At 67.2% G+C, this 18,034-nt stretch carries 17 protein-coding genes; 11 read left to right on the plus strand and 6 right to left on the minus strand.

Annotated elements, in window-relative coordinates; genetic code table 11:
• Positions 1-71: 71 nt before the first annotated feature.
• From KU887_RS27715 to KU887_RS27755, 9 genes are all read left to right on the plus strand, one after another.
• A complete protein-coding gene (locus KU887_RS27715; protein WP_058903570.1) occupies positions 72-353 on the plus strand; it encodes a hypothetical protein in 282 nt (93 codons plus the stop codon).
• Positions 350-1,864 (plus strand): TolC family protein, encoded by a 1,515-nt coding sequence (locus tag KU887_RS27720; protein WP_258256316.1) that lies wholly within the window; start codon positions 350-352, stop codon positions 1,862-1,864. Before KU887_RS27715 ends, KU887_RS27720 begins: the two co-directional genes overlap by 4 nt.
• Before the next feature lies 1 nt (position 1,865).
• Positions 1,866-3,161 (plus strand): multicopper oxidase family protein, encoded by a 1,296-nt coding sequence (locus KU887_RS27725; RefSeq protein WP_196433480.1) that lies wholly within the window; start codon positions 1,866-1,868, stop codon positions 3,159-3,161.
• A gap of 66 nt (positions 3,162-3,227) precedes the next feature.
• Entirely contained in the window at positions 3,228-3,584 is a 357-nt protein-coding gene (locus tag KU887_RS27730; RefSeq protein ID WP_060267423.1) for a copper-binding protein, read from the plus strand.
• Between the two features lie 14 nt (positions 3,585-3,598).
• Positions 3,599-3,979 (plus strand): copper homeostasis periplasmic binding protein CopC, encoded by a 381-nt coding sequence (copC, locus tag KU887_RS27735; RefSeq protein WP_006484606.1) that lies wholly within the window; start codon positions 3,599-3,601, stop codon positions 3,977-3,979.
• The gene (locus KU887_RS27740; protein WP_058902690.1) at positions 3,976-4,917 is read left to right on the plus strand and encodes a CopD family protein; all 942 of its coding nucleotides are present in this window, start codon (positions 3,976-3,978) and stop codon (positions 4,915-4,917) included. Before copC ends, KU887_RS27740 begins: the two co-directional genes overlap by 4 nt.
• Before the next feature lie 169 nt (positions 4,918-5,086).
• Positions 5,087-6,901, plus strand: coding sequence for an ExeM/NucH family extracellular endonuclease (locus tag KU887_RS27745; protein WP_258256320.1), 1,815 nt, complete (start codon positions 5,087-5,089; stop codon positions 6,899-6,901).
• A 697-nt stretch (positions 6,902-7,598) separates the two neighbouring features.
• On the plus strand, positions 7,599-9,446 hold the full coding sequence (locus KU887_RS27750; protein ID WP_258256322.1) for a peptidase S10: 1,848 nt from the start codon (positions 7,599-7,601) through the stop codon (positions 9,444-9,446).
• 55 nt (positions 9,447-9,501) lie between these two features.
• Entirely contained in the window at positions 9,502-9,921 is a 420-nt protein-coding gene (locus KU887_RS27755) for a 2-oxoglutarate dehydrogenase (RefSeq protein WP_258256323.1), read from the plus strand.
• Positions 9,922-10,053: 132 nt separating this feature from the next.
• Here KU887_RS27755 and KU887_RS27760 read toward each other — a convergent pair whose 3' ends face one another.
• Positions 10,054-11,064 carry a GlxA family transcriptional regulator gene (locus tag KU887_RS27760; RefSeq protein WP_258256324.1) on the minus strand — a complete coding sequence of 337 codons (1,011 nt, stop codon included), beginning with the start codon at positions 11,062-11,064 and terminating at the stop codon, positions 10,054-10,056.
• 88 nt (positions 11,065-11,152) lie between these two features.
• Here KU887_RS27760 and KU887_RS27765 point away from each other — a divergent pair, with 88 nt between their 5' ends.
• On the plus strand, positions 11,153-12,253 hold the full coding sequence (locus KU887_RS27765) for a DJ-1/PfpI family protein (protein WP_258256325.1): 1,101 nt from the start codon (positions 11,153-11,155) through the stop codon (positions 12,251-12,253).
• Between the two features lie 15 nt (positions 12,254-12,268).
• Here KU887_RS27765 and KU887_RS27770 read toward each other — a convergent pair whose 3' ends face one another.
• Positions 12,269-13,348: a zinc-binding alcohol dehydrogenase family protein gene (locus KU887_RS27770; RefSeq protein ID WP_258256326.1), complete on the minus strand. Its 1,080-nt coding sequence runs from the start codon at positions 13,346-13,348 to the stop codon at positions 12,269-12,271.
• 109 nt (positions 13,349-13,457) lie between these two features.
• On the opposite strand from KU887_RS27770, the gene KU887_RS27775 reads away from it, so the two are divergent.
• Complete coding sequence (locus tag KU887_RS27775) at positions 13,458-14,249, plus strand: helix-turn-helix transcriptional regulator (protein ID WP_205673799.1); 792 nt, start codon at positions 13,458-13,460, stop codon at positions 14,247-14,249.
• A gap of 92 nt (positions 14,250-14,341) precedes the next feature.
• Here the strand turns inward: KU887_RS27775 and KU887_RS27780 are convergent, their stop codons facing one another.
• The 4 genes from KU887_RS27780 to KU887_RS27795 form a co-directional block, all read right to left on the minus strand.
• Positions 14,342-15,820 carry an aminotransferase class V-fold PLP-dependent enzyme gene (locus KU887_RS27780; RefSeq protein WP_258256329.1) on the minus strand — a complete coding sequence of 493 codons (1,479 nt, stop codon included), beginning with the start codon at positions 15,818-15,820 and terminating at the stop codon, positions 14,342-14,344.
• A 166-nt stretch (positions 15,821-15,986) separates the two neighbouring features.
• Positions 15,987-16,301 carry a TrfB-related DNA-binding protein gene (locus KU887_RS27785; protein WP_124476582.1) on the minus strand — a complete coding sequence of 105 codons (315 nt, stop codon included), beginning with the start codon at positions 16,299-16,301 and terminating at the stop codon, positions 15,987-15,989.
• 18 nt (positions 16,302-16,319) lie between these two features.
• Complete coding sequence (locus KU887_RS27790) at positions 16,320-16,577, minus strand: PAAR domain-containing protein (protein ID WP_258258452.1); 258 nt, start codon at positions 16,575-16,577, stop codon at positions 16,320-16,322.
• A 79-nt stretch (positions 16,578-16,656) separates the two neighbouring features.
• The gene (locus KU887_RS27795) at positions 16,657-18,000 is read right to left on the minus strand and encodes a virulence factor (protein ID WP_258256330.1); all 1,344 of its coding nucleotides are present in this window, start codon (positions 17,998-18,000) and stop codon (positions 16,657-16,659) included.
• Between the last annotated feature and the right edge of the window lie 34 nt (positions 18,001-18,034).

Here is an 18,034-nt window from a genome sequence, read left to right on the forward strand (position 1 = left end):
CCGGCCGCAATCCGCCCTCTACTCCGGCGGCCGCCTCAGGCGCGCCGGCCGACTTACGACGAGACATGTTCATGCGATTGATCATTGCGGCGCTAATGGGCGCGGCGGCCCTCGTGCCGTCGCTCGCGCCCGCGCAAACCCCGTTGCCCGATCCGGCGGACGCCGCCGCGTCGGTGCCGGACGTCACCGTGACCTCCGCGTTCGACGGCTACCGGCCGTATCGGGACGATGCAGGCCCGGGCTGGAAGCAACTGAACCGGGACGTGACGGAGCGGCCCGCGAAAGGGCGTACGACCGGCGGCGCGGCCGGCAACGGCGCGGCCCATTCGATGCACGGAGGGGCCGCGCGATGACGACGTTCGCGATATCGCCGAGGATCGGCGCGGCCGTGGTCGCGCTGGCGTTCCTCGCGGGCTGCACGACGTTTTCGAAGGACGGCGGGTTCGACGCCGTGTCGTCCGCCGCATCGGCGCGCATCGGCAAGGACGCGGTGGTGGTCAGGACCAACGCCGACCGCGAAGCCGTCGACCGGCGGACGAAGGAACTGCTCGGCAAGCCGCTGTCGATGGACGACGCGGTGCAGGTCGCGCTGCTGAACAACCGCGGGCTGCAGGCGTCGTACGCGGAACTCGGGCTGTCGGAGGCCGACCTCGTGCAGGCCGGCCGGCTGCCGAACCCGCGCTTCGCATTCAGCCGCACGCGTGCCGGCGACGGCGAGCTGACGCTCGGCCGCACGTTCTCGGCGAACGTGTTCGCGCTGCTGACGATGCCGCTGGCAACGAAGATCGAGCGCCGCCGTTTCGAGCAGACCAGGCTGGAAACGGCCGATGCGATGCTGAAGGTCGCGGCCGATGCGCGCCGGGCCTACGTGGAAGCGGTCGCCGCCGAGCAGGCCGCGAACTATGCGCAGCAGGTGCGCGACGCCGCCAGCGCGGCCGCCGAACTGGCGCTGCGCATGCGGCAGGCTGGCAACTTCAGCCGGCTCGACTACGCGCGCGAACAGGCGTTTCATGCCGACGCGGTCGCGCAGCACGCGAAGGCGCGCCAGCAGGCCGTCGCCGCACGCGAGAAGCTCACGCGTGCGATGGGGCTGTGGGGCGAACGCACGCGATACGCGCTACCCGAACGCCTGCCGGATTTGCCGAAGGCGCGCCCGGATCTGCCCGATCTCGAACGCTTCGCGATGCGCAACCGCCTCGACATCCAGGCGGCGAAGCTGCGGACGCAGGGCGTCGCGTCGTCGCTCGGCCTGAGCAAGGCCACGCGTTTCGTCAACGCGGTCGAGCTCGGTTACGTGAACGACTACGAGACCGGCAAGGGCCACGAGCACGGCTACGAGATCAGCGTCGAGATTCCGCTGTTCGACTGGGGCGGCGCGAAGGTCGCGCGCGCCGAGGCCGTCTACATGCAATCGGCGAACCGGCTCGCGAAAACGGCCATCGATGCCCGCTCCGAAGTACGCGAATCGTACGCGGCGTACGTGACGAGCTACGACGTCGCGACGCACTATCGCGACGAAGTCGTGCCGCTGCGCAAGACGATTTCCGACGAACTGCTGCTGCGCTACAACGGGATGCTCGCGAGCGTGTTCGAGCTGCTGACCGATGCGCGCGAACAGGTCGGCGCGGTCAACGGCTACATCGACGCGCTGAAGGACTACTGGCTCGCCGAAACCGATCTGCAGATGGCCGTCGGCGGCCGGTTGCCGTCGTCGGGCGCCGCGCCGCGCGCACCGCATGACGCCGAATCGGCACCCGCATCCACACCCGCATCCACACTCGACGCCGACGCTGCGCGGCAGCCGGCTTCCACCCTCGCGGCGCCATCGGCGCCCGCCACGCAACCGCATCCGGAAGGTCATTGACATGGTGTCCCGTCGACAATTTCTCAGCGGCTCGGGCGCCGCGCTGCTTGGCGCGGCGATGGTCAGCCGGGCCGGCGCCGCGTCGCTGCCCGACGCGCCGACGATGGCGAAAACCGGCACGCAGCCGCCGCTCGTGCCGCCCAACGGCCGCCCGTACACGCCCGTCGCGACGCTGAACGGCTGGTCGCTGCCGTGGCGGATGAAGAACGGCTGGAAGGAATTCCACCTGACGGCCGAGCCCGTCGTGCGCGAGATGGCGCCCGGCATGAACGCGAACCTGTGGGGCTACAACGGCCAGTCGCCCGGCCCGACGATCGAGGCCGTCGAAGGCGACAAGGTCCGCATCTTCGTGACCAACCGGCTGCCCGAGCACACGACGATCCACTGGCACGGGCTGCGGCTGCCGAACGGGATGGACGGCGTCGGCGGCCTCACGCAGCCGCATATCCCGCCCGGCAAGACCTTCGTCTACGAGTTCCAGCTCGAAGCGCACGGCACGTTCATGTATCACCCGCACGCCGACGAGATGGTGCAGATGGCGATGGGGATGATGGGCATGTTCATCGTGCATCCGAAGGATCGCGGCACGATGCCGGTCGATCGCGATTTCGTGTTCCTGCTCGCCGCGTACGACATCGATCCGGGCAGCTACACGCCGCGCGTGAACGAGATGACCGACTTCAACATGTGGACCTTCAACTCGCGCGTGTTCCCGGGCATCGATCCGCTGCCGGTGCGCGCCGGCGACCGCGTGCGGATTCGTTTCGGCAACCTGACGATGACGAATCACCCGATCCATCTGCACGGCTACCGCTTCGAGGTCGCGGGCACCGACGGCGGCTGGATTCCGCCGGCCGCGCGCTGGCCGGAAGTGACGGCCGATGTCGCGGTGGGCCAGATGCGCGCGATCGAGTTCACCGCCGATCGCGCTGGCGACTGGGCGTTTCATTGCCACAAGTCGCATCACACGATGAATGCGATGGGCCACCAGGTGCCGAACCTGATCGGCGTGCCGCAGAAGGATCTCGCGAAGCGGATCGGCAAGCTCGTGCCCGACTACATGGCGATGGGCAGCACGGGCGGCGCGATGGGCGGCATGGAGATGCCGCTGCCCGACAACACGCTGCCGATGATGACCGGCACGGGCCCGTTCGGGCCGCTGGAAATGGGCGGCATGTTCACGGTGCTCAAGGTGCGGCAGGGGCTCGGGCGCAATGACTATCGCGATCCGGGCTGGTTCCGGCATCCGAAGGGCACCGTCGCATACGAATACACCGGCGAATTGCCGGATAGCTGAAGCAGCATGCGGCGGCCGCACCGAGGCGGCCGCCGGTTTCCATTCACTGACACGGGAGTCGACACGATGAAGAAGGGACTGGTTTTGATGGCGACGGGGTGGGCGCTGGCGTTGTCGGCCGCGTCGCACGCGGCCGGCGACATGACCGGCGACATGGCCGGCATGGACATGAGCGCGGATGCGAAGCAGGGCGCCGCGGCGTCGAGCATGTCGCACGGCGAGATCCGCAAGGTCGACACGGCGGCCGGCAAGCTGACGATCAAGCACGGCCCGCTGGAGAACCTCGGGATGGACGCGATGACGATGGTATTCAAGGTGAAAGACCCGGCGATGCTGTCGCAGGTGAAGGCGGGCGATACGATCGACTTCGTCGCCGAGGACGTGGACGGCACGCTGACCGTCGTCGAACTGAAGAAGCCGTGACGCGGAGCGCGAACATGACGATTTCCACACGCAAGCGGCTGGCCGGCTTCACCGCCGCTGCCGCGCTCTTCGCGATTGCACCGGTCGCGGCGTCGGCGCACGGCAAGCTGGAAAGCGCGGTCCCGGCGGCCGGCAGCACGATCGACGCGGCGCCCGACATGGTGCGGCTCACGTTCAACGAAGCTCTCGAACCGGCGTTCAGCACGGTGAAGGTGTCGGATGCGAGCGGCAACGCCATCACGCAGGACAAGGCGAAGGTCGACGCGTCGAACCCGCGTGTGATGACCGTCGCGATCCCGACGCTCGCGGCGGGCGCGTACACCGTGCAATGGGCGGCGATGACGGCCGACGCGCATCGCACGAAGGGCACTTATACGTTCCGGGTGAAGGGATGAACGACGGCGTCGTCGGCCTGCTGCGGCTTGGTGCGGTGACGATCCAGAACGCCGGGTTCGCGGTCGTCGTCGGTGCGCTGCTGGGGCGCCGCTGGCTCGCGCGCGGCGCGTCCGCATGGCAGCACGGTGTCGGACGGCGGCTCGTCGCGACGCTGCGCATCGCGTCCGTCGTATCGCTGCTCGCGAGCGTCACCGCGTTCTGGGCGCACTGCGCGCTGATGAGCGAAGTGTCGCTGCTCGACGCGGGCCCGGCGGTGTGTTCGATGCTCGCGGGCACCGGCTTCGGTCATGCGTGGCTGGCCGGCACGGTGTTCATGCTCGTCGTCGTGCTGCTGTCGTTCGCCGGACGTGCGAACGACACGCGGTTTCCGTTCGCGATGGCGGCCGCGCTTGCCGGTGTCGCGCTGGCGCGCAGCAATGGCGGCCATCCGGTCGACGCCGGGCTGTTCAGCGTGCCGGTGTGGATCGACTGGCTGCATCTGCTGGCGATCAGCGTGTGGATCGGACTCGTGCTCGTGACGGCGTTCGGCGTGATGCCGCGGCTCGCCCGCATGCCGGCGAGCGAACGCATGACGGGCGCGGCGTTCGTGCAGTCGCTGTCCGATGCGTCGACCTGCGCGTTGATCGTGCTGTTCGCGACCGGCGCGTACAACGGCTGGCGCGGCGTCGAGACGCCGGCCAACCTGTTCGCGTCGACGTACGGGCAGATCCTGCTGCTGAAGCTCGCGCTCGTGCTGCTTGCCGCGATGCTCGGCGCACACAACCGCTTCTTCGGGATGCCGACGCTGCTGCGCGCGTTGAAGGACCCGGCCGCCGCGATGCCGGCACACGCGTTGAAGCGGTTCTGCACCGTGCTGCGAGTCGAGGCGGTCGTGCTCGGCGGCGTGCTGATGGCGGCGGCCGTGCTCGTGTCGAGCGCGTTGCCGGGGACGATCTAGCGGCGGGGCTTCGGCGCCGGAAGATGGGGTGCATGGTCGGGGCTTGACCGGACGACACAGGGCGATCGCGGCGTGATGACGACCATTACATCGGCCTGTCTCGCGATTACCAAAAACTGTCACCGAGCGCCGCTAAGCTTTCGCCACCCTCACAACCGGGATTCCCGCCATGCGCTCGACAATCCGCCTGTTTGCCCCGCTATTGCTGCTCCCGACGCTCGCCGCGCCGGTGTGGGCCGCCACCGCCGCACCCGTCAGCCCGAATTGCGGCGGCAGCACGACGCCGATCGCCGATATCCAGGGGCCGGGCGCGCCGTCGCCGCTCGCCGGGCAGAATGCATCGATCGAAGCGGTCGTCACCGCCGATTTCGGCGGCACGGACGGCTTCGGCGGCTTCTTCGTCCAGCAGGCCGACGCGCAGCGCCGCAACCAGCCGGGCGTGTCCGAAGGGCTGTTCGTCTATGCACCGAAAGCGCGCGCGAGGGCCGGCGATCTCGTGCACGTGACGGGCAAGGTCGAGGAGAAATACGGGCAGACGCAGCTCACGCTGCAGGGCGCGATCGCGGTGTGCGCGAACGGCCAGACGGTCACGCCCGCGACGCTCACGCTGCCGGTCGACAGCCCGAGCGCGTTCGCCGCATACGAAGGGATGCTCGTGCGCCTGCCGCAGACGCTGACCGTCACCGACAACTACGAACTCGGCCGCTACGGCAGCGTGATGCTCAGCAACGGCCGCTTGCGGACGCCGACGAGCGTCGTGCCGCCCGCGCAGGCGCAGACGCAGATCGACGCGAACGCGCGCAACCGCCTGATCCTCGACGACGGCTCGAACAAGCAGAACCCGGCAACCGTGCCGTATCCGGCGCCGGGCCTGTCGGCCGCGAACACGCTGCGCGCGGGCTACACGGTGCGCGACGTCGAAGGCGTGCTCGAAGTGCGGTACGGCGCCTGGCGCGTGCAGCCGCTGCCCGGCGCGGCCGCGCCGGCGTTCGACGCGCGTTCGAACCCGCGCACCCAAGCACCGGCGCGCGATCCGAAATCGAACCTGCGCGTCGCGTCGTTCAACGTGCTGAACTATTTCAACGGCAACGGTCTCGGCGGCGGCTTCGACGATCCGAACAACCGCGGCGCGAAGACCTTCCAGGAATTCCAGCGTCAGGAAGCGAAGATCGTCAGCGCGCTGAAGGCGATCGACGCCGACGTGATCGGCCTGATGGAAATCCAGAACAACGGCTACGGCGAACTGAGCGCGGTGCGCCAGCTCGCGGCGAAGCTCGGCAACCACTGGCGCGTGGTCGATCCCGGCACGTCACGGCTGGGCGGCGACGCGATCGCGGTCGCGCTGATCTACGACAGCCGCAAGGTCGAACCGGTCGGCCGCGCGGCGACGCTCGCGATCGACGACAAGAACCGTCAGCCGCTCGCGCAGTCGTTCCGGCTGATCAACGGCAACAAGCAGGCGCTGACGGTGGCCGTGAATCACCTGAAGTCGAAGAACTGCCCGGATGCGGCGAACGACGATCTCGACCAGGGCGATGGCCAGGGCTGCTGGAACCCGACGCGCACGCGCGCGGCGGCGAAGGTGGCCGACTGGCTGGCCGGCAACCCGACGGGCGTCAAGAGCCAGGGCGTGCTGCTGATCGGCGATTTCAACAGCTACACGTACGAAGACCCGATCCGCGCGCTCGAATCGCGCGGCTACCGCGACCTCGTCGCGCGCTGGATCGGCGCGAATGCGTACAGCTACGTGTACAACGGCGAAGCCGGCTATCTCGACCACGCGCTGGCGACGCTGCCGCTCGCATCGCACGTGAAGGCCGTGCACGAATGGCACATCAACGCGGACGAGCCGCTCGCGCTGCAGTACACGCTCGCGTACAAGTCGGCGGAGCAGCAGAAGACGTTCTATGCGGCCGATGCATATCGTTCGTCGGATCACGATCCGGTGCTGATCGATATCGCGCTGCCGGGCGGCGGGAAGTAAGCGTGGTCTGAGTCTTGGTGACGGCGCGATGTGCGGCAATGCCGGACGTCGCGCCCGTTCCGGAAAGCCGTTCGAATACCGGGTAAATAATGCCGTGAACAATTAATCGAACCGGTATTTTATGGATGATGCGGTGCACATCGATACTTCGATTGAAGTGCGATTGAAATGGAAAGAATCATCGAATGACGTGTGCATGCTGCTGCATCGTCTTAATCGATTGACGATAATAAAATTGAAAGAATAATCCTGTCGATCTGAAGGCTTTCGATGTGTTGCGCCAATGCAGGAAAGGCTTCCGCGTTGTGCAGAAAAAGTAAAATATTCGACGCGACATAGCCGATAAAGCCCGCCTTGCACGAATAATTCCGTTTTCTTTCAAATTCCAGACACTGTCCGCGCTTCGCATCATTGCGGGATTTTTAATATCCGAATGATCTTTGACAACGCGGCGCAGCACCGCCTATTTTTGTCATGGCTCAAGTTTCAGTCATACAAAAGTTGTCCAAACTGCAGGGGGCGCGTCCGGGCATCATTCTCGCCAGCAGTTTGCTGTGTCTGTATCAAGTTCAGTCTCTGAGAAGTCCCATTCCCAACCGCCGACTGCCGATCGTGCAACGCGAGTGGCGGGTCGGCCTGCGCGTGTCGCGGGCGTTGGCGGCCTTTGTGACGCGGTATCCGAAGCCAAAGGAAAGAGATGAAACCAGACAGGAGCAGTACCGGCAGCCGCCGTGTTCGTCGCGGCCGGCTGGCCGGGCTAGGCGCATTGACTGCCATGACACTGGCGCTCGCGGCATGCGGCGGCGACGATTCGTCGTCCGTCGGCGCGTCGAGCCTCGCGCAGGCCACCGCAAGCCAGCAGGCCAGCGCGCAGGCGGCCGGCACCCAGGCGCCTGCGGCCAACCAGCCGTACGTCGACCCGGTCGCGTACTCGATGAACGCGACCGACGGCCTCGCGCCGTCGCAGGTGTCCGAGAAAGCGGCCGTCATGCATTACCAGTGGAAAGGCGGCGGCAAGACGATCGACTACACGACCACCACCGGCCACCTGACCGCGCAGGATGCGAACGGCAACCCGGAAGCGTCGATGTCGTATGTCGCGTACACCGCGCCCAGCACGAACGGCAAGCCGCGCCCGGTCACGTTCGTCTATAACGGCGGGCCCGGCTCGTCGTCGATCTGGCTGCGCCTCGGCTCGTTCGCGCCGACCCGCGTGGCCACGCCCGATCCGCTGTTCGGCAACAACTGGCCGAACTATCCGCTCGTCGACAATGCGGAGAGCCTGATCGACACCACCGACCTCGTGTTCATCGACCCGCCCGGCACCGGGCTGTCGGAAGCCGTGTTGCCGAACACCAACCAGAAGTACTGGGGTTCCGACGTGGACGTGAACATCATGCGCGACTTCATCCAGCGCTACCTGAACGTCAACAACCGCGGCACGTCGCCGATCTACCTGTACGGCGAATCGTACGGCACGCCGCGTACCGACATGCTGGCGCTCGCGCTCGAATCGGCCGGCGTGCACCTGACGGGCATCGTGCTGCAGTCGGCGATCCTGAACTACTTCGCGGACGCGGTGGAAGCGGTGGCGATCACGCAGTCGACCGAAGGGCTGCTGCTCGATACCGACACGGTGGCCGGCTATCTGCCCGGCTACGCGGCGGTCGCGGCGTACTTTAACCAGGTGTCGCCGGCGCCGGTGAACCAGGATCTGTACGCACTGCAGACGGAACTGTTCACGACGCTGATCTACAGCCAGCTGCAGAAGTACTCGCAGTCGTGGGTGTTGAGCCAGCTCGGCATTCCGGATGCGCTCGGCACGCCGGTGTTCCCGAGCGATGCGACGCTCAGGCTGTGGTCGATCCCGTCGAGCCTCACGCAGCAGGCGCTGCGCGGCTACTTCAACGCGAATCCGTTCGGCACGAGCCTGCTGCCCGGCACGACGATCGGCCGGTACGACGGGCGCGTGTCGTTGCCGAACTCGGACCCGCGGTTGCAGAACGACGGCGATCCGTCCGACATCCTGATCTCGCAGCCGTTCACGAACGCGCTCGCGACGCAGATGCCGGACTACCTCGGCTATACGGCCCCGAACGCGACGTACCTGCCGCTGAACGACAACATCATCGAGGCCTGGGACTTCTCGCACGACGGCCAGCCGATGCCGGACACGATCCCCGATCTGCTCGGCGCGCTGCAGCTCAACCCGAAGCTTCGCGTGCTCGCGGAGAACGGCTTCCACGACCTCGCGACGCCGTTCTTCAACACCGAGAAGCAACTCGCGCGGCTGCAGACGGTGAAGGGCCTGAATCCGAAGCTGCAGGTGAACTTCTTCCAGGGTGGTCACATGATCTATCTGGACGACGTCGCCCGCCCGCAGATGAAGCGGGATTTGCAGACCTTCTACAAGGGCGCGCGGATTCCGACGGCGCTGACGCTGCACACGCTGCCGCCGCCGTGGCCGGATGAAAATCCGCCGAGCGTCCCGACCGGCAGCACGCCAGGCGCGACCGCCGCGACGACGCTGGCGGCAGCCCCTTGAGCGACGGAGTCCTTGTCAAAGGAACCCTCTCTTCATCCATTGAATGCGAGCGATCATGTCCCTAATCCAATTGATGCGGCGTCTGTCTCCGTTGATCGTGCTCGGTGCCGTGATGAGCAGCGCCCATGCGTTGCCGCCGCAGGCGGTGGCGCCGGTGAAGCTGCCGCACGGCGGGCGCGGTGTCGACGGTCCGTTCTTTCCGGCCACGCGGGCGGCGCCGGTGTTGCCGTCGACCGGCGCGACGTTGCAGCAGCAGGCGCAACAGCGCGTCGACGCGCGGCTCGGCGGCAATACCGTGCTGAGCAACGGCGCGGCCGTGACGAAGGCGCAGGCGCAGAGCAGCGGGCTTGGCTTCGTGTCGAAGCACTTCGACGAGATCGATGCGAAGCACACCGGCCGCGTGACGATGAGCGATGTACGGCAGTTCATCCGGCAGCGGCAGGTGCAGGCGCAGCAGGAACAGCAGGACGAGTGACGTAGTCGGGCAGGGCGGCGGCCGGCGCGATGGCGATCGCACCGGCCGCCGCCTATTCGGCTGCGCGGGGGCGCGGTCGCCCGGCTTCCGTTGCATGTTTTCATCCCGCATGCCCGAGGAGTCGGGGACGTCCTATCCTGTGCGCGACTTCTCGCGTCGCGGTCCGAAGCGCGCGCGATAGTCGCGCGGCGAGATGCCGACGCGTGTCGAGAACGCACGCTGCAGCGCGTCCACGCTGCCGAATCCCGAGCGTTCCGCGATCCGTTCGAGCGGCCAGTCGGCCCGCTCCAGCAGCGCCTTCGCGCGCTCGACGCGCGCTGCCAGCACGTACTGCGCGGGCGATAGTCCGGTCTCCTTGACGAAATGGCGCGCGAACGTCCGTTCGCTCATGTGCATGCGGGCGGCCAGCGCGGCGACGCCGAGGTCGGCGGCCGGATCGTCGGCGATGTCGGCGAGCAACGACCGCATGCGCGGCGTCGCCCCGGCCTGGATGTCGAGCCCGACGCTGAACTGCGTCTGTCCGCCGGGACGATGCATGAACAGCACGAGTTCGCGTGCGATCGCGAGCGCGGTCGGCGCACCGCAGTCCGCCTCGACGAGCGCCAGGCACAGATCGATACCGGCCGTCACGCCGGCCGACGTATGGAACGGCGGATCGCTCACGTAGATCGCGTCCGGCTCGATCCGCGCGTCGGGACAGAGCGCCTGTAGCGCCGAGCACTGGTTCCAGTGCGTGGTCGCGCGCTTGCCGTCCAGCCAGCCGCCGGCGGCGAGCACGAACGCGCCGGTGCAGATGCTCGCGATGCGCCGCGTGCTCGCGATCCGGGTGCGGAGCCACGGCAGCACGCCGGCTTCCGACGCGGCGTGCCGCAGCGCCGCTTCATCGCCGCCCGCGACGATGATCGTGTCGATTCGTTCCGGCAGTGCCGCGAGGGCGGCCGCGCCGGCGAGCCGCAGGCCCGCGTGCGTGACGATATCGTCCCCGTGTTGCGACGCGAGCGTGAGCCGGTACGGAACGGCGTGATCCGGAAGATGACGGTTCGCGACCGCGAACACTTCCATCGGCCCCGTGATGTCGAGCGACTGGACACCTGCGAAGCCGACGACGACGACGTTGCGTGCGGAACGGGTTGACTGAGGCATGGCGGAAAGTGCGGTGGAGTTGTCCTTGTGACCGCGAGCATGATCCTTGTAATTTTCCGGACATGCAATCGATCGACACGGGTGGGCGATGCGGGAACGGAAGACAGGCGGCGCGGTGCTGCTCGTATGCGGGCTGCTGGGTGCGTGGGCATGGGGGTGGCCGGCGCGGGCGATGGCGGAGGACCCGCCGGCGGCGGCCCGGACGCTGACGATCGGCATGCCGAAGGCGGGCCGCCCGCGGCCGCTCGTTGCGATCGTCGCGGACAACGCCGGAACGGAGACGACCGATTTCATCGTGCCGTACGCGATTCTGAAGCGCTCCGGTGCGGTCGATGTCGTCGCCGTGTCGGCCGACGAAGGCGCGGTCGAACTGATGCCCGCTCTGCGCGTGCTCGCCGATACCACGTTCGACCGGTTCGACGCGACGGTGCCCGCGGGGGCGGATGTCGTGATCGTTCCCGCGCTGCATCGTGCGGACCGGCCGGCGGTGCTGGCCTGGCTACGCAAGCAGGCCGCTGCCGGCGCGACGATGGTGGCGATCTGCGATGGTGCCGAGGTGCTCGCGAATACCGGCCTGCTGCGGCAGCGCACGGCGACGTCTCACTGGTATTCGCGCGAGGGCCTGCGTCGCCGCTTCACCGAGACGAAATGGGTCGACGATCGTCGCTACGTGATGGACGGGAACGTCATGACGACGACCGGCGTGTCCGCATCGATTCCCGCTTCGCTGGCATTGCTGGGTGTGCTGGCCGGACCGAACGCAGCGCGCGAGACGGCGCGGGGCCTCGGCGTGCACGCATGGGGCGATGATCACGACGGTGGCCGGTTCGGGTTGACCGTGCGCGTGGCGGCGATTGCATTGATGAACCGCCTCGCGTTCTGGCGGCACGAGAGGTTCGATCTTCCGGTCGAAAGCGGGTTTGACGAGCTGCCGGTCGCGTTGAGCGCCGACGCGTGGGCGCGGACCTGGCGCAGTGACGTCGTCGCGACGGCCGATGCGGGCGTGGTCGAGTCGAGGTACGGGCTGCGGCTGCTGGCGCAGCCGGCCGATGTCCGGCACGCGCGCGTGGCGATGTCGGCTGGCCGGCGGGGCGATTCGGCGCTGCCCGGTGTGCTCGCCGATATCGCGGCGCGCTACGACGACGCGACGTCCAGCTGGGTTGCGTTGCAGCTGGAGTATCCGAAGTAGCACCCGTCGCGCAGGCTACGGCGCGATCACCGTCATCCTGAACGGCCCGCCATGTTCCGCCGCATGCGCGACCGCGTCGTTCGCGTCGTCGAGCGCGAAAACCGTCACGTCGAAATGCCCGAGGTCGAGCAGCCCGCCGCGGACGAGCCCGGTCATCAGCGTCACGGCTTCCGTCGGGTACATCCATTTGCCGCGCAGCGTGATGTCGTTGCGCATGATCCACGGATACGGCAGCTCGAGTCCGGCTCCGCCGAGCATGCCGACGCCGCCCATTAGCACCACGCGTCCATAAGGACACACGGCCATCACGGCGGCACGCACCGTCGTCGCCGGCACCGACGGCGGCATCAGGTCGATCACGCAGTCGATCGGCCCGGGCGCCGCCTGCTGCATGCGGATGCGGTCCGCGGTTTCGTCGCCGGTCAGCTCGACCGTGCGTAGACGGTCGCCGAAGCGGCGTTCGAGCTCCGCCAGCACACGTGTATTGCGACCGGGCGCGACCACGCATTGCGCGCCCATCGCCAGCGCCACCGCGATGCACGCGCTGCCGAAATTGCCGGTCGCGCCGCTGACGAGCAGGATTTCGCCGGCGCGCAGGTCAGACGCAAGCAGGCCGCCGTAAGGCACGAGCAGCGTATTGAGCGCGCACCAGCGCGCGGCGTCGGCCGGCGCGATCGCGCCGATGCGCACCGCGTTCTCGGTCGGCACGCGCAGCCGCTCGGCGAACGGGCCGTCGTGAAAATAGCGCTGCAACTGCTTGCCGCCTTCGCCGCGCGCACTCCAGCCCTGCAGCACGATGTCGGGCATCCGCGCATCGTCGCGCGAGCGCACGGTCGGGTCGCAGAACACCCAGTCGCCCGGCTGCAATTGCGTCGCGTCGGGGCCGGTTTGCCGGACCCGGCCGATCGCGCCGCAACCGGGCACCATCGGCAACTCGATCGGATAGCGGCGCTCGCCGCTGAACACTTCACGCGCATAGGACAGCACCGGCGTCGCGACGACATCCACGACGACCTCGCCGGTGCCGAGCACCGGGTCCGGCATCGTTTCGATCGCGAGCGGCTGGCCGAGCGACTTTAGAATCGCAGCTTTCATGACGCTTCCTCGGGGTAGGGACGCGTCGATTCTGGCAGGCTTAGAATCGGCAACAAGGCCCGGCGCGAACCCAGGATTGGCCGGTACCACCCAGCACGGAGCGAACCCGATGACCGTCACCACGCGAACCCCGTTCGGCGATTTCCTGCGCTCGCGGCGCAAGAAGCTGCGCCCGGATGCCGTCGGCCTGCACGACGGCCCGCGCCGGCGCACGCCCGGCCTGCGGCGCGAGGAAGTCGCGGAACGGGCGGGCATCGGCGTCGACTGGTACGTGCGGCTCGAGCAGGGGCGCGACGTCAACCCGTCGGATGCGACGCTCGACGCGCTGGCGCGCGCGTTGCGGCTCGACAAGGCCGAAGCCGCCCACCTGCGCACGCTCGCGCGGCGCGACGGGTCACGTGCGTTCGTGCCGGAGCGTGTGCCGCCGGCCATCGCGCGGCTCGTCGCGCATCTTCAGCAGCCTGCGTACGTGACCGGCCGGCGCTGGGACATCCTCGCGTGGAATGCCGCCGCGGCCGATCTGCTCGGCTTCGACCGGCTGGCGCCGGCCGATCGCAACATCCTCGTCTACATGTTCGAGGCGCCGTACGCGCGTGCGCTGTTCGCCGCAAGCTGGGCCGACGAGGCGCGCCGGATGATCGCGCTGTTTCGCGCGAACCACGATCTCTATGCGAGCGACCCGGCGTTCGTCGCGCTGGTGGCGCGCTTGCGCGCCGGCAGCGGTGAGTTCGCGCAGTGGTGGGATGCGCATGACGTGCGCAGTGGCGTGTCGGGCGAGAAGGTGCTCGTGCATGCGCGACACGGCACGCAGCGCTACGAGTACGCGACGTTTCAGGCCAACGACGATCCCGCGCTGAAGCTGGCGATCTATACGCCGGTGAACGGCGATGAACAGACGTGATGCGGAAGTGACCGGCGCCACCTGGCGGCCACGCGGCGAAGCATCGGCTCCGTGCGTGAGCGCAGGTGGTTGGGCGTAATGGCGGGGGCGGCTCAGGCCGCGCGTCGAGCGGACAGCCGATTCCACAGCATGCCGGAGCGGCTGCCGCTGCGGCAATACGCGAGCACGGGCTTCGGCAGCGTGTCGACCAGTGCGCCGAACGCGTCGACTTCCGCGTCGCCGATGCGGTCGCGCTCGACCGGCAGGTAGCGCGCGTCCATGCCGAGTTCGCGCGCGGCCGCGGCGATCTCCTCGAACGCCGGCTGATCGTCGCCTTCGCCATCCGGCCGGTTGCAGATCACCGCACGGAAGCCCGCATTGCGGATCGCCTTCAGATCGGCCGGCGTGATCTGCCGCGACGCGGTGAAGCCGGTCGCCGCCGCGGCCCGACATTGCTCGATCGCCCGCGCGAAACAGCCGATCGCGAAGTCGACGTCCTGCTCGGTCGAGAAACGCCCGAAGCTGATGCGCACCGTGCGCCCGGCCGTTTCCGCATCGAGGCCGATCGCGGTCAGCACGTGGGACGGCGCGCCGCTGGTCGAATTGCATGCGGAGGTGGACGACACGGCGAGCGCATCGCCGAGCATGAACGGGAAGAAGCCCGGCGCATGCACCGTCAGGCTCAGCGTGTGCGGGATGCGGCGGGCGGCGGCCGCGTTCTGCGTGACGTCGCCGAGCGCGAACAGCGCGCCGGTGAGCCGCGCGCCGAGCGCCGCGATCCGCGCGGCTTCGCCGTCGAGCTTTTCAGCGGCGAGCTCGCACGCGACGCCCATGCCGACGATCTGATGCGTCGCGAGCGTGCCCGAGCGCAAGCCGCGCTCGTGGCCGCCGCCGTGAATCTGCGGCGCGATCCGGCTCGCGATCTCGCGGCGCACGAACAGTGCGCCGATACCTTTCGGGCCGTACACCTTGTGGGCGGACATCGACATCATGTCGATGCCGAGCGCGCGCACGTCGATCGGCGTCTTGCCGAGCGCCTGCGCGGCGTCGACGTGGAGCAGCGCGCCGGCGGCGTGCACGATGGCGGCGATCGCGCCGATGTCGGTCAGCGTGCCGATCTCGTTGTTCACGAGCATCAGCGACACGAGGCCCGTGTCGGGGCCGATCGCGGCCGCGACCGCGTCGGCGGTGATTTCGCCGTGCGCGTCGGGTGCGAGGAAGGTGACCTGCGTGCCGTGTTTCGCGAGGTTCGCCATCGTGTCGAGGATGGCTTTGTGCTCGAGGCGGCTCGTGATCAGGTGGCGCTTGCCGGTCGCGTTTTCCGCATAACCCTTCAGCGCGAGGTTGTTCGATTCGGTGGCGCCCGACGTCCAGACGATCTCGTCGGCATCCGCGCCGATCAGGGCGGCGACCTGCGCGCGGGCGTGCTCGACCTTGTCTTTCGCGAGCCGGCCGGCCGCGTGTGAACTGGAGGCGGGGTTGCCGAAGATGCCGTCGAAGCCGAGGCAGGCCGTCATCGCTTCGATCACGCGCGGATCGGCGGGGGTGGTGGCTGCGTAGTCGAGGTAGTGCAGCGGGGTGGTGTCGCTCATGTCCGTCTCTTGCTCATTGCGTAGTGACGGAAATGATACGGGGGACAGAAGGGAAAAAGGATCCAAAGTTGGCTGGGAATGCGGCTCGAAGTGGAATTATGTTTTCTATGTGTGGGAAATGGGGGAATTAGTTTCTCCGTGGCTTCGCTGGCCGGAATCGTCGCGATTACGTCGCCGCATCGGGGCCGGGTTGGGTCGATAACCGATGCGCATCCCGCACCCATGCCAGCAGCGCCTGCTCGTACTTCGACGGAATCGTGACCGTGAGCGTCGTGAGGCGGGCGGCGTTGCATGGCAGATCGAGATAGCGTCGCCAGGCTTTTCGCACAAGTTGCGACATTGCCGAGTGCGTCATGCCGAGTTCGGCAGCCAGCGCCCGTTGTGATCTGCCCTTCACGAAAATCTCATGCAAGGCCCACTGGTTCAGCGGCTTGATCCGCGTATCGTGCAGCCGCAACAGCCGGAACTGTTCGGCGGTCATGCGTCGGGTCGTCGGCATTCAGATTCGCCCCGAATGTTGAAGCGACGAAATCAATTCCGCGCCGCACGAAGTCTTGTGGCCGTCGAATGCGGCGGGGCGGCCTTCGATGTCGAAGGCCGGGTCGCCTTCGGCGATCGTGCACGCACCGTGAATCGGACATGAGCACGGGTCGCCGCTACGGGCGACCGCGCGCCCCATCACCGTGCTTTTTCGGGCGCCGGATTCGACCCGGCCGCCGTGGGTATGGTTGTCTTCTACCCGGATAATTCCCCGCATGGGATTCCGTCCTCCAAATGGTTTGAGGTCTGACGCGGCGATCACGTTCGGATGAAGCAATCTGCCGCACCGGTGTGCATCACCACGAATAACCTTGCATGCCGTAATTTGTGTCGTGCCGACGCCCCCACCACGGCAGATAGGCATTGTTGCCGCCGCGTGCGCGGAACCAGTCCTTGTCGGGATCGATCGGCGTGAGTTTCGACGGTGGCAGGACGACGACCGCGACAGGGTGACCTGGATCGGTCGTGCCGGCGACGAGTGCGTTGCCGCCGAAGTGATTGATCCGGCCGATGGCGAGCGCGACGTCGGTCAATGCGCTGCCCGTTCCCATGTCGCCGAGTAGGGCGGCCGTGTTGAACGTCTGTTTGCGGTGGTCGTATTCGGGGAGGGTTTCGGTCAAAGTTTGTCCGAGCACGGCAAGGCGTGCCGACGATGCGTCACTGCCTTTACCTGCGTCGTGGACGATGTAGTGGAGATCCGAGACCGCGACGCCGGCGTTGCGTGCCGCTTGGTCGATGGTCGCCTTCCACGCCTGCACGGCGCGGGTCGTGCCGACCTTCTGCGGAAAATCATGCGTGTTGCCAGTGGCGGCCTTGCCGATCCAGGCGAGAGGCTCACGCTCGGTGTTGAAGGTTGGGCCGGCGAGGAACAGCACGACAAGGTTCTCGTTGATCTGTGCATCCGCGGGTGGGAAGTTGGGTGCGTCCCAGTTCATCACCCAGACGCTCTTGTCCGGGTTCGCCTGCAAATAGTCCAATGCGTTGTTCAATGAAGTGAACCCGGCGTTCGCGCCGCCTCGCGTGATTTGTACGTCGGGAAGCGCGCTGCGACTCCACATCGTCGGGAAATGTGGGTTGCCGATAAAGAAGGTTTTTCGGATCGGCTCTGCCAGATATTCGCGCGCGATAGCCGGATCAAGGCGCTCAGAAACTGCACCCTCGATGCGAATCCCGGAAAGTTCGCGCCAATCCTTCTTGTCATCCGGTTTTACTGTGTAGAAATACTTGGCGTTCATCGCGTAACGACTACTCAATAGGCCGGGAAATTTTTCCATGTACTTGTGGTAGAAGCCCTTGAATGTCTCCGTGCCGCGATTCCCATAAGCGATTCCGGCTACCGATTGCAACGTGGTGAAAGACTTCGGATCTGTGCGCACCATGTCGTCATTCTTGTTCGGCGAGGCAAGCCCTTGCGTCCACAGCAGTTGCCATTCGGTCGGGTAGTCCATGCGTTGCAACGGATTCAACCAGATCAAACCTATGACCTGCGCGACGAATGGCTTCGCCGGCTCTTCGACAGCCGGAGCTGCGTTCGCTATTGGTTCAGCGGCAGGTGCGGAATGCGCCGAGCGCATCATGGCCGTCAGGAACAGAAACGCCACGAGTGCCACCAAACTAGGTACAACTACAAATCGTTTCATGCCATCTCCTGCTGATCAATACATCAGCTACGTT

The organism is Burkholderia sp. EMB26, from assembly GCF_024730645.1.
Lineage (GTDB): Bacteria > Pseudomonadota > Gammaproteobacteria > Burkholderiales > Burkholderiaceae > Burkholderia > Burkholderia cenocepacia.